Origin of the sequence: Sporosarcina aquimarina, assembly GCF_019748715.1 — a bacterium.
In the GTDB taxonomy this organism is placed as follows: Bacteria; Bacillota; Bacilli; order Bacillales_A; family Planococcaceae; genus Sporosarcina; species Sporosarcina newyorkensis.
The window spans coordinates 1-12,520 of record NZ_JACLBZ010000027.1; the positions used below are offsets into that span (position 1 = coordinate 1).

Below are 12,520 nucleotides of genomic sequence, written 5' to 3' on the forward strand. Positions count from 1 at the left end.
ATGGTCCTCATAGTGAGTGGCTTTTTTGTGTTTTCGTATAAGGATATGCAGAATGAAGGGAGCCTGTCTTGAATGAAGCTGTGGGTGAGCGCAGTGAGAGATTGATTTGTTTGCAAAGACGGAAAGTGTGGCGTGAAAGGCGAATGGCTCGTACTGTCGTAGATTATGATGATTCGATGAGTATTTAGTGCGGGTCTCAGGGTCCTTGATACAATGCATGAGTTACTCATCCTATTGAATGTTCAGAGTGTCTTGCAGATACGTAGATAGACGTGTAAAAGCTAAATCAGTATTAAAAGACTTTCCTTGAATTATTTAGTGAGGCGCGATACGATAAACCCTATTGTAGAAAGGAGAAGTTGCTATGGGAATGGTGTTAATAATCTTTGTAATCAATATTGTCTATGTTTCCTTTTTTACAGTCCGTATGATAATGACGTTAAAAGGCTACAGATATATTGCTGCAGTTGTCAGTATGATAGAAATTGTCATCTATGTCATCGGACTTGGTTTAGTACTTGACAATTTAGACCAAATTCAAAACCTAATAGCTTATGCTTTGGGGTATGGTTCAGGTGTAGTGATAGGATCTAAAATTGAAGAGAGATTGGCCTTAGGTTATATAACGGTCAATGTGATTACTTCAGATATTGATAAAGAAATGCCTGCAGTATTGCGACGAGCGGGATATGGGGTGACGGATTGGTCGGCTAACGGATTAAGCGGCGGCCGTTCAACTATGGAGATTTTGACACCGCGTAAATATGAATTGCAGCTCTACAAGACAATAACAGATCTTGATCCGAAGGCGTTTATCATTTCATATGAGCCAAAGAAAATACATGGCGGCTTCTGGGTGAAGAGTGTGAAAAGAGGAAAGCTATTTAAATGAGTACTAAAAAAATATGGTTTGATAAACAGGACGATGAAACATTGGAACAATGTGTGGAACGAATACAAGGTTTAGGTTATAGCGTAGTGGCTAGGAGGGAGAAGCCTCTATTTGAACAAGTGGGAGAGGAGTACATTCCAATTAAGCAGCAGACGCAGTTTCAAGGAGTTAAAAATAGCTAATACTATTCAAGTGAATGAGAAGCCGGTATGTTTTCATTCATTAAATGCTCAAAAGACGAATGATTGAAAAAGAGTTATTAAACAATGTTCGTCTTTTGGTTGACGAATTAAATATTAATTGTTACTATAATAAGAGTAAATGAGTTCCCCGTATATGCCGCAGAATTGGCTGCAGCGTTTCTACCAAGACACCGTAAATGTCTACACTATGTGGGAAAGCAATTTTTCTTGGATAACTAAGTGTGATAGCAGAAGAATATTCAGCTATTGCCTTCTTTTGTTAAGGGTCCTTGAAAGTTCTGCTTTTTGTGCATGTGAAAAGTAGAGTTTTCAAGGACCTTTTTTTGTATGATATTGATAATAAAGTATGGATTGAAGGAGCGGATTGGATTTGGAACCGAAGATCGGTGTGATTATGGGCAGTAAAAGTGATTGGGAAACAATGAAGCATGCATGTGAGGTATTGGATGAGCTAGACGTTCCCTATGAAAAGAACGTGGTTTCAGCCCACCGTACGCCTGACTTTATGTTCGAATATGCAGAACAGGCAGAAGGAAAGGGACTTCATGCTATTATTGCCGGTGCAGGCGGAGCCGCTCATTTGCCAGGAATGGTTGCAGCAAAAACACTGGTACCTGTTATCGGTGTTCCGGTACAATCCAAAGCATTGAATGGAATGGATTCTTTATTATCTATCGTACAAATGCCTGGCGGGGTTCCCGTGGCAACCGTATCAATCGGTAAAGCGGGTGCTACTAATGCAGGACTGCTGGCTGCGCAAATGCTTAGCGTACAAGATGCGGAGTTGCGAAAAAAACTACAGCAAAGACGTGATGAAATGCGACAAGTCTCGTTGGAAAGCAGTGGTGAGTTAGAGTGAAATTAATTAAGCCTGGACAGACGATAGGGATTATCGGTGGTGGACAGTTAGGAAGAATGATGGGACTTGCAGCGAAAGAAGCTGGATTTCGTATCGCAGTGTTGGATCCTACAACTGATTCACCTTGTGGTCAGATAGCAGATATCGAGATTGTGGCTTCTTATAATGATGAAGAAGCACTAGCTGAATTGCGTGAAGTCAGCGATGTGATCACTTTTGAATTTGAGAATATTGATTATGAAGGTTTGAAACGTTTAACGGAGCAAGCGTATGTTCCTCAAGGAGCTGAGCTAGTCCGCATTACGCAAAATCGAATACATGAAAAAGCAGCTATCCAAGCTGCTGGGGCTCCGGTTGCTAATTACATAACAGCGGATACGTATGAAGAGTTAACAGACAAAATCGATGAACTCGGTTTTCCATGCATCGTCAAAACTGCTTTTGGCGGCTATGACGGCAAGGGGCAAGTCAAGCTAGAATCAAAAGGGCAATTGACAGAGGCTCAATCCCTTTTTAAACATTCGGCTTGTATAGCGGAAGCGTTCGTTCCATTTGAGAAAGAAATTTCAGTAATCATACAGCGAAATCCTGCGGGTCAATCCTATTGTCTGCCGATTGCTGAAAATATTCATCGACATCATATACTGCATGAATCAATTGTGCCTGCTCGTGTAGGAAAAAAGGTTTTGCAACAGGCCCAACTGGAAGCTGAGAAAATCGCGAGTCAACTTGAGTTGGTAGGAACCTTGGCAGTTGAAATGTTTGTATTGCCGAGTGGTGAAATTATTATCAATGAATTAGCACCGCGACCGCATAATTCTGGACATTATTCAATCGAAGCATGCAATATCTCGCAATTCCATCAACATATCCGTGCTGTCTGTGGATGGCCGTTGCGCGATCCGAAGTTATGGGATTCCGTCGTAATGGTAAATGTGCTGGGTGAACATGTTGAGCCGCTTAAACAGCGCATTGCAGATTATCCAGATTGGTCGATTCATTTATATGGTAAAGCAGAAGCGAAAGAAAAACGCAAAATGGGTCACGTTACCATGATGACAAATAACGTAGAAGCCACTTTGCTTGAAATTGAACAATCAGGTATTTGGGAAGACTAAATAAATTGCACTACACAACTATTTCCACTTTGGGAGGAACCAACAATGACGAAAGTAACTATTTATGTAACATTACGTGAAAGTGTTGTAGATCCACAAGGCATCGCGACAACAGATGCACTACAGAAAATGGGCTTTGAAGAAGTGAAAAGTGTACGGGTTGGTAAACTGATCGAGCTAGAGATGGACGGTTCTGAACAAGCTGTAGAAGCACGTGTGAAAGAAATGTGCGATGAGTTATTGATCAATAAAGTCATTGAAGATTATCGCTTTGAAATCGGGGAGGTCGCCGGCAAATGAAGTTCGCTGTCCTAGTATTCCCAGGTCTTACTTGTGATCTAGATATGTATTATGCGGTCGAGGAGACTGTGAAGCAAGAAGTAGAGTACGTTTGGCATACTGAAGCCGATCAACTCGATTACTTCGATGCGGTTCTATTACCGACAGGCACTTCTTATGGAAACTATTTGCGCCCAGGTGCGTTAGCTAAAAGCTCACCTGCCTGCAAACATCTTCAGGCGTTTGCAGAAACAGGGAAGCCGGTTCTTGGCGTAGGTAATGGCTTTCATATCTTAGTGGAAACTGGTATTCTTCCGGGTGGGTTTTTGCGCAATAACAGCCTCAAATTCCGCTCTGCGCTTGAAACGGTGAAGGTGGAAAACAATAACACTGTTTTCACAAAAGACTATGCAAAAGGCCAAACAATTCAACTTCCTGTGGCAAGCGACTTCGGCAATTACTATGCGGATGAGGCGACAGTGGAAGAACTGAAAAAAACAAACCGAATTATTTTCACTTATGCGGATGAAAATCTAGACGGCAGTATATCAGCTATTGCAGGCATCACCAATGATAAAGGCAATGTTCTTGGAATGATGCCACTTCCGGAACGAGCAGTTGAGGAAATCATCGGCGGTACAGGTGGAACACCGTTATTCCATTCAATCTTGAACAATTGGAGTGAACAGCATGTCAATTAATCATGAACCTACGGCTGAACAAATTAAGGAACAACGTCTGTATCTTCAGATGGGCATGACAGATGAAGAGTACGAGCGTGCAGTGGAAAAGCTTGGACGCACTCCGAATTATACGGAAACCGGTCTATTTTCCGCTATGTGGTCGGAGCATTGTTCCTATAAGAGTTCCAAATCTGTATTGCGTAAATTCCCGACTGAAGGTGAACGCGTACTTCAGGGACCAGGTGAAGGTGCAGGGATTGTAGATATCGGTGACAATCAAGCTGCTGTGTTCAAAATGGAGTCTCATAACTCTCCGTCAGCTATTGAACCTTTCATTGGAGCTGCAACAGGTGCAGGTGGGATTATCCGCGATGTATTTTCCATGGGCGCACGTCCGGTTGCATTGGTTAACTCGCTCCGTTTCGGTGATTTGACAGAGCCGCGCGATAAGTTTTTGTTTGAAGAAGCAGTTGCAGGGATTGCGAGCTATGGTAATACGATGGGCATCCCGACAGTGGCTGGGGAAGTCCAATTTGATCAATGCTATTCCAAGCGTCCACTAGTCAATGCGATGGCGGTTGGATTGCTTAATCACGAAGATATCCAAAAAGGATTGGCAGCAGGTGTCGGCAATACAGTTCTGTATGCGGGCGCAACAACTGGACGTGATGGAATTCACGGCGCAACGATGTCTTCTTCTGAAGTATCTATCGAAGAAGAGAAAGAATTGCCGGTCATGCAAGCAGGAGATCCATTCATTGAGAAACTGTTGATGGAAGCTTGCTTGGAACTTGTGAAATCCGATGCTTTGATTGGTATCCAGGATATGGGTGCAGCAGGTCTAACTTCATCAGCAGCAGAAATGGCATCGAAAGCAGGCTATGGCGTGGAGATGAACTTGGATCTGGTACCTCAGCGAGAAGACAATATGACGGCATACGAAATGATGCTGTCCGAGTCACAGGAACGGATGCTGATCGTCGTGAAAAAAGGCCGTGAAGAAGAAGTTATTGCATTGTTCACGAAATATGGAATCAATGCAGCGGCAATTGGTCAAGTAACAGATGATAAGATGTTGCGCTTGCTCCATAAAGGAGAAGTGGTGGCGGAAGTCTCTGCAGATTTGCTTGCTGAAGATGCGCCGAGCTACCAGAAGGGATCCAAAGAACCTGCTTCCTTTGCGGCGAATCAAGCGATTGAAAATAAAGAACCTCAAGTAGAAAACTTAAAGGAAACTTTACTCGATTTATTGCAACGTCCAACAATTGCATCAAAAGAGTGGGTATATAACCAATTCGATACGGGTGCTCGCACAAATACCGTATTAGCTCCAGGAGCGTCTGCCGGGATTATCCGTGTCAGAGGAACGAATAAAGGAATTGCGATGACAGCAGATTGTAATTCACGCTTCATCTATTTGGATCCGGAAACAGGTGGTAAGATCGCAGTCGCAGAAGCTGCTCGTAACCTCGTTTGTTCAGGAGCTGAGCCGATTGCATTGACGGACTGCTTGAACTTCGGGAGCCCGGATAAACCAGAAGTGTTCTGGCAGCTTGAAAAATCTGCGGACGGCATATCGGAAGCTTGCCGTAAACTTAACGCGCCGGTCATTGGTGGCAACGTTTCGCTTTCGAATGAAGTCAATGGAGTGCCGATCTACCCGACACCGACAATTGGTCTTGTCGGAATCGTCCATGATTTAAAAGAAGTGACGACGCCAGGCTTTAAACAAGCTGGAGATGCGATCTACATTATCGGTCAAACAGAGACAGAATTTGGTGGTAGTGAACTGCAGCAAATGATCGAAGGAAAAATCTTCGGTAAAGCGCCTGCAATCGATTTGGACGTAGAGGTTAAGCGTCAGAAGCAATTGCTTGCAGCTATTCAGCAAGGCTTACTCCAATCAGCAGCAGATTTATCCGAAGGCGGTTTTGCCGTAGCTCTTTGTGAAAAGGCATTTGCAACCGATGGACTGGGTGCTGAAGTGACGGTTGAAGGTTCTGCGGTCACGGCTTTATTCAGCGAGACGCAATCGCGTTTCTTGGTAACTGTGAAGGCGGATCAGGTGGCAGAGTTTGAAGAGAAAGTCGAAGACGCTGTGAAAATCGGAACAGTGACAGATGGCGGACAACTTGTCATCAAAGATGCAGAAGGATCTGTCCTAGTAGAAGGGACGGTAGAACAATTCCACGCTGCTTGGAAAGGGGCAATTCCATGCTTGCTGAACTCAGAGGATTAAACGAAGAGTGCGGCGTATTTGGTATTTGGGGGCATGAAGACGCAGCGCAAATTAGCTATTACGCGTTGCATGCACTTCAGCACCGGGGGCAAGAGGGGGCTGGAATCGTTGTAAAAGGCGATGATGGTCTTCATGCAGTTAAAGGAGAAGGCCTGGTCAATGAAGTTTTCTCAGGTGACAACTTAAATACACTTAAAGGTCACGGGGCGATTGGACAAGTCCGTTACACAACAGAGCAGGGACGCGGCATTGAAAACGTCCAACCGCTTGTGTTTCGTTCGACAACAGGAAGTCTTGCTATTGCACATAATGGGAACTTGATCAACGCAAGAGATCTTAAAGAACATTTGGAGCGTCAGGGAAGTATCTTCCAGACTACTTCCGATACAGAAGTACTGGCGCATTTGATCAAACGCAGTAGCGGCTCATTGAATCAGCGGGATAAAGTGAAAAAAGCACTTAGCATCTTAAAAGGTGCCTTCGCATTTGTCTTAATGACAGATGAAGGCTTGATGGTAGCGCAGGATCCGAATGGCTTGCGTCCGTTGTCTATCGGCAAAATTGGGGATGCATGGGTCGTGGCATCTGAAACATGTGCATTCGATATTATCGGTGCCGAGCACGTTCGATCAGTAGAGCCGGGAGAGCTATTAATCATTAACGACAAAGGTTTGACGTCTGAACGGTTTGCAGCACCAGCAGAGCGTGCGATGTGCTCGATGGAGTATGTCTACTTCTCTCGTCCTGATTCGGATATCGATGGGATCAACATTCACGCTGCGCGCAAACGTTGTGGCAAGCAGCTTGCTCGTGAAGTTCAAATTAGCGCGGATGTTGTGACGGGAGTTCCGGACTCCAGTATTTCTGCTGCGATTGGTTTCTCCGAGCAAAGTGGCATCCCGTATGAACTAGGTCTAATTAAGAATCGCTATGTCGGCAGGACATTCATTCAGCCTTCTCAAGCATTAAGAGAAAAAGGCGTGAAGATGAAGTTGTCGCCTGTTCATCAAGTCGTACACGGAAAACGCGTAGTGATGGTCGATGATTCCATCGTTCGCGGTACGACGTCGAAACGTATTGTGGCAATGCTGAGAGAAGCTGGTGCAAAAGAAATCCATGTGGTCATTGCATCCCCTCCTCTCATCGCACCTTGCTATTACGGAGTCGACATCAGTTCTGATTCCGAATTGATTGCAACAGGACGAAGCTTGGAACAAATGCGGGACGAGATCGGCGCGGATTCGCTGCATTTCCTTTCCATTGATGGAATGCTGGAAGCGAATGGCCGATCGCCTGAAATGAAAAATTGCGGTCAATGCTTAGCTTGTTTTACAGGAGAGTATCCAACTGAAATTTATTCGGATACGGCAATGCCGCACGAAAAAGAAATCGTACGATAGGAGGCCTTTCCATGTCGAAGGCGTATGAAAAAGCGGGAGTCAATATTGAAGCTGGCTATGAGTCAGTGGAACGGATGAAGTCCCACGTAGCACGAACGACTCGTAAAGGAGTTGCAGGTGCATTTGGTGGATTCGGCGGAATGTTTGACCTGTCTGCGCTCGAATATAAAGAACCTGTGCTGATTTCAGGTACAGATGGAGTCGGTACGAAGTTGAAATTGGCTTTCATGGCAGATCGTCATGACACGATCGGTATCGACTGTGTCGCAATGTGTGTCAACGATATCGTAGCGCAAGGCGCAGAGCCATTGTACTTCTTGGATTATGTTGCTCTTGGAAAAGCAGTGCCTGAGAAAGTCGAAGCGATCGTCAAAGGGGTAGCGGATGGCTGTATGCAATCCGGAGCAGCATTGATTGGCGGCGAGACAGCAGAAATGCCTGGTTTGTATGGAGAAGATGAGTATGATTTAGCTGGTTTTGCAGTCGGGGCTTGTGAAAAGAGCAAGCTAGTGACAGGAGAGCGTGTACAGGAAGGTGATGTACTCGTAGGAATTGCTTCTAGTGGAATCCATTCCAATGGATATTCTCTCGTTCGTCATATCGTGTTTGAACAATTAGGTCTGGATATCAATAGTACGATTGAAGGCTTTGAAGGACTAGGAACGGTAGCGGATGCTTTGCTGACACCGACTAAAATTTATGCGAAGCCTATTCTAGAAATGCACGAGCAGTTAGATGTTCATGCGATGGGCCATATTACGGGTGGCGGATTCTTTGAAAATCTACCGCGTATGTTCTCTGAAGGTTTTGGCGTGGAAGTAGAGTTGGGCGCATGGCCTGTACTTCCGGTATTCCAGATGTTGAAGGAAAAAGGCGAGCTGACAGATCGTGACTTGTACAGTGTCTTCAATATGGGGATTGGTTTTGTCATCGCACTGCCCGAAGCAGATGCTGAAAAAGCGGTAGAAATCGCAAAAGCACATGACGAACAAGCTTATGTAATTGGACATGTAAATGGTCAGGAAGGCGTCAAGTTCGTTGGCGATCATGACGGGAGCTTGGCGTAATGGCGGAAAATGTTCGTATTGCGGTTTTCGCGTCAGGCAGTGGCAGTAATTTTGCCGCTTTGAACAAAGCTTGTTCTGTTGGCGATATACCTGCCGATATCGTACTGGTCGTCACAGATAAACCAGATGCTTTCGTAGTCGAACGGGCAAAACAGGCGAATATTTCAGTGGTTGCTTTACGTCCTCGTGATTTTGCAACGAAGCAAGCATATGAGCAAGCAATACTAGATGCTCTAGAGGAAGCTCAGGCAGAGTGGCTGATACTTGCAGGTTATATGCGCTTGATCGGCTCGGTTTTACTGAATGCATATCCTGAACGCATCGTTAATATTCATCCGTCGCTATTGCCGTCATTTCCTGGCAAGGACGCCATTGGGCAAGCTGTTGCTGCTGGAGTTAAAGTGACAGGTGTCACCGTGCATTTAGTCGATGAAGGAATGGATACGGGTCCGATTCTGGCACAACGAGCTGTGGATGTGGTAGACAATGATGCTCAAAAAACCGCCTATGCGATTCATGCAACGGAGCATGAATTGTATGCGGAAACGTTAAAGGATTTATTTAACAACTGATCAGCCTGTTGTGAAGACAGGCTTTTTTTATAAAATGGAGGGATTCTTTTGAAAAAGCGCGCATTACTGAGCGTATCGGATAAAAGCGGAATTTTGGAGTTTGCGCAAGAACTCGAGCAACTCGGCTATGAACTATTATCTACGGGCGGCACAATGAAGCATTTGAAAGACAATGGAGTAAGTGTGACGGCAGTCGATGAAATCACAGGCTTCCCGGAAATCATGGAAGGTCGCGTCAAAACATTGAATCCGATGATCCACGGTGGGTTGCTCGCGAAACAAGACGATCCAGGACACCAAGCTCAGATGGAAGAGCACGGAATCCAACCAATCGATGTCGTGTGTGTGAACCTCTATCCATTTAAAGAAACCATTTCAAAGCCAGACGTAACGGAAGATGATGCAATTGAAAATATCGATATTGGCGGTCCGGCAATGCTGCGCGCTTCTGCAAAGAATCATGCATATGTTACAGTGATTGTAGATTCAACGGATTATGAAGATGTATTAAAGGAACTTAAGGCTGAAGGCAGCACGACGCTCCCGACACGCCGCCGTCTGGCAGCAAAAGTCTTCCGTCATACAGCAGCTTATGATGCCTTGATCTCCGGCTATCTGACCGAACTTGCGGGTGAGCAATTCCCTGAACAAGTTACCTATACATACGAACTGAAACAGCCGCTGCGTTACGGTGAAAATCCACATCAGCAAGCGGCATTCTACAGCCGTCCGCTAGGATCCGACTTCTCGATCGCATATGCGGAGCAGCTCCATGGTAAAGAACTATCTTATAACAATATCCAAGATGCCAATGCGGCGATTCAAATAGTCAAAGAGTTTGCAGAACCAGCAGCAGTAGCAGTCAAACATATGAATCCATGCGGTGTTGGGACAGGCAAGACAATTGCTGAAGCTTTCAGCAAAGCATATGAAGCGGATCCGGTGTCTATCTTCGGCGGGATCATTGCGTTGAATAAGGAAGTAGATCGGGAAACGGCAGCTCAACTTGCGGACATCTTCCTTGAAATCGTGATTGCTCCTTCATTCACAGAGGAAGCAATTGAAACATTGACAAAGAAGAAAAACATTCGTTTATTGACAATTTCATTTGAACAGCAGAAAAAAGATCAATGGAATACGGTTTCCGTAGAAGGCGGATTGCTTATGCAACAGCCAGATTCCTACGGTTTTGAAGAAGCTGATATTAAAGTAGCAACAGATCGTGAGCCGACGGAAGCAGAATGGAATGCGATGAAGTTGGGATGGGCTGTCGTTAAGCATGTGAAATCCAATGCGATTGTCGTAACCGATGAACATATGACAATTGGAGTCGGTGCAGGGCAGATGAATCGTGTCGGAGCTGCGAATATCGCATTGACGCAAGCAGGAGAACGTGCAAAAGGAGCCGCTCTGGCATCCGATGCATTTTTCCCTATGGATGATACTGTAGAAGCAGCTGCAAAAGCAGGCATCACGGCAATCATCCAACCGGGTGGTTCTGTTAAGGATGCAGATTCCATCAAAAAAGCAAATGACTATGGCATCACGATGGTGTTTACGGGCGTGCGCCATTTTAAACATTAAGAAGGCAGGAGGAAGATGGTCATGAAAGTACTCGTAATTGGAAGTGGCGGTCGTGAACATGCGATCGCTAAGCAATTTAACCAAGCGCCTTCTGTATCCGAAGTATTTGTAGCGCCAGGAAACGATGGCATGAAGCAAGATGCACAATGCGTGCCGATTGATGCAATAGATTTTGAAGCGTTGGCAGAATTCGCTATCGACAATCAAATCACGCTGACATTCGTTGGTCCTGAACAGCCTTTAGCAGAAGGAATTGCGGATTTCTTTTTGGATAAAGGATTGACTGTTTTCGGGCCGACTAAAGCAGCGGCGCGTATCGAAGGCAGTAAATCATTTGCTAAAGAAATTATGGACAAATACGATATCCCGACCGCAACGTACGGAACATTCACGGATGCGGAGGAAGCGAAGAATTTCATCCGTGAGCAGGGTGCACCAATTGTAGTGAAGGCAGACGGATTAGCTGCCGGAAAAGGTGTCATCGTAGCAATGGATCTGCAGGAAGCATTGAACGCGGTTGACGATATGATCGGCAATCAAAAGTTTGGTGAATCATCCTCTCGCGTCGTAGTGGAAGAGTTCTTGGATGGTGAGGAATTTTCCTATATGTCGTTTGTCCATGACGGACAGATCTATCCAATGGTCATCGCACAAGATCATAAACGGGCTTACGATGGGGACCGCGGACCGAACACTGGCGGTATGGGTGCGTATTCACCAGTTCCTCAAATTTCAGAGGGTATTGTTCAGGAAGCTTATGACCGCGTGGTAGTTCCGACTGTCAACGCGATGGCAGAAGAAGGTATTCCGTTCACAGGTATTCTTTACGCTGGTCTGATCCTGACTGAGCAAGGTCCGAAAGTAATCGAATTCAACGCACGTTTTGGCGATCCTGAAACACAAGTCGTCCTGCCGCGTATGGCATCCGATTTCGGTGAGTTCATGAAAGCCTTGATGGCTGGTGAACCTTTCGACTTGGAGTGGCATGAAGAAGCGATGCTAGGCGTTGTCATCGCAGCAGATGGTTATCCAGGCGATGTCGTAAAAGGCAACAAGCTTCCGAACTTAGATCCGCTGACAGCAAATGGCTTGGAGGTATTCCACGCAGGCACAAAACTGGAGGATGGCCACTTCATCGGAAACGGCGGCCGAGTACTCCTTGCTGCTGCCAAAGCTGAAAACCTTAAAGAAGCCCAAGAAAAAGTCTACAAAGAACTAGCGACACAAGAATGGAACGGTTTCTTCCACCGTCACGACATTGGGTGGAGAACATTTGAATGACGTAACCAAAAGCGAAAAGCACCGTCTAGCCTGAAACGTTCCGAGAGGCTGGTGCTTGCAGTGTTTATAAATAAATCCCTCTGCAGTTTTATTGCAGAGGGATTTGTTTGTCTTGAGATGAATTTCAAAGTAGTTATTATATCTGAACAAGTAAACAAAGAACCTAGGAAAACGCAGCTATAGGACATATACTCACAAAGATTCTTCCAAACTGTGAACTACTAGTGGGTAAATTGTGAATAAACTGTTAGTAATGTTGGTAACTTGTTGACATTATGTGGATTTACACTTTGATGTTGTGGATAACTAAAATGTTGCTTGCCTATTCTCTGGCGGATTGCTA

At 45.2% G+C, this 12,520-nt stretch carries 12 protein-coding genes and 1 riboswitch; all 12 genes read left to right on the top strand.

From position 1 onward, the window contains the following. The first annotated feature begins 364 nt into the window (after nt 1-364). The 12 genes from H7J92_RS12755 (at nt 365) to purD (ending at nt 12,177) form a co-directional block, all read left to right on the top strand. Nucleotides 365-892 (top strand): DUF2179 domain-containing protein, encoded by a 528-nt coding sequence (locus H7J92_RS12755; protein ID WP_009498639.1) that lies wholly within the window; start codon nt 365-367, stop codon nt 890-892. Then, entirely contained in the window at nt 889-1,074 is a 186-nt protein-coding gene (locus tag H7J92_RS12760; RefSeq protein ID WP_009498638.1) for an NETI motif-containing protein, read from the top strand. The genes H7J92_RS12755 and H7J92_RS12760 overlap by 4 nt, the downstream gene beginning before the upstream one ends. A 128-nt stretch (nt 1,075-1,202) precedes the next feature. Beyond that, nucleotides 1,203-1,303: riboswitch (purine riboswitch) on the top strand. 162 nt (nt 1,304-1,465) lie between these two features. Next, nucleotides 1,466-1,954 carry a 5-(carboxyamino)imidazole ribonucleotide mutase gene (gene purE / locus H7J92_RS12765; protein WP_221837301.1) on the top strand — a complete coding sequence of 163 codons (489 nt, stop codon included), beginning with the start codon at nt 1,466-1,468 and terminating at the stop codon, nt 1,952-1,954. Next, on the top strand, nt 1,951-3,072 hold the full coding sequence (gene purK / locus H7J92_RS12770) for a 5-(carboxyamino)imidazole ribonucleotide synthase (protein WP_009498636.1): 1,122 nt from the start codon (nt 1,951-1,953) through the stop codon (nt 3,070-3,072). Before purE ends, purK begins: the two co-directional genes overlap by 4 nt. 45 nt (nt 3,073-3,117) lie before the next feature. After that, nucleotides 3,118-3,372 carry a phosphoribosylformylglycinamidine synthase subunit PurS gene (gene purS, locus H7J92_RS12775; protein WP_009498635.1) on the top strand — a complete coding sequence of 85 codons (255 nt, stop codon included), beginning with the start codon at nt 3,118-3,120 and terminating at the stop codon, nt 3,370-3,372. Continuing rightward, on the top strand, nt 3,369-4,052 hold the full coding sequence (gene purQ, locus H7J92_RS12780; protein WP_009498634.1) for a phosphoribosylformylglycinamidine synthase subunit PurQ: 684 nt from the start codon (nt 3,369-3,371) through the stop codon (nt 4,050-4,052). Before purS ends, purQ begins: the two co-directional genes overlap by 4 nt. Beyond that, nucleotides 4,042-6,273 (top strand): phosphoribosylformylglycinamidine synthase subunit PurL, encoded by a 2,232-nt coding sequence (gene purL, locus H7J92_RS12785; protein WP_221837302.1) that lies wholly within the window; start codon nt 4,042-4,044, stop codon nt 6,271-6,273. Before purQ ends, purL begins: the two co-directional genes overlap by 11 nt. Then, nucleotides 6,249-7,673 (top strand): amidophosphoribosyltransferase, encoded by a 1,425-nt coding sequence (purF, locus tag H7J92_RS12790; protein WP_078818481.1) that lies wholly within the window; start codon nt 6,249-6,251, stop codon nt 7,671-7,673. Before purL ends, purF begins: the two co-directional genes overlap by 25 nt. Before the next feature lie 11 nt (nt 7,674-7,684). Next, the gene (purM, locus tag H7J92_RS12795) at nt 7,685-8,740 is read left to right on the top strand and encodes a phosphoribosylformylglycinamidine cyclo-ligase (RefSeq protein WP_221837303.1); all 1,056 of its coding nucleotides are present in this window, start codon (nt 7,685-7,687) and stop codon (nt 8,738-8,740) included. Then, nucleotides 8,740-9,312, top strand: coding sequence for a phosphoribosylglycinamide formyltransferase (gene purN / locus H7J92_RS12800; RefSeq protein ID WP_009498630.1), 573 nt, complete (start codon nt 8,740-8,742; stop codon nt 9,310-9,312). Before purM ends, purN begins: the two co-directional genes overlap by 1 nt. A 48-nt stretch (nt 9,313-9,360) precedes the next feature. Then, a complete protein-coding gene (gene purH / locus H7J92_RS12805) occupies nt 9,361-10,896 on the top strand; it encodes a bifunctional phosphoribosylaminoimidazolecarboxamide formyltransferase/IMP cyclohydrolase (protein ID WP_221837304.1) in 1,536 nt (511 codons plus the stop codon). Between the two features lie 21 nt (nt 10,897-10,917). Next, nucleotides 10,918-12,177, top strand: coding sequence for a phosphoribosylamine--glycine ligase (gene purD / locus H7J92_RS12810; protein ID WP_221837305.1), 1,260 nt, complete (start codon nt 10,918-10,920; stop codon nt 12,175-12,177). Nucleotides 12,178-12,520 lie beyond the last annotated feature (343 nt).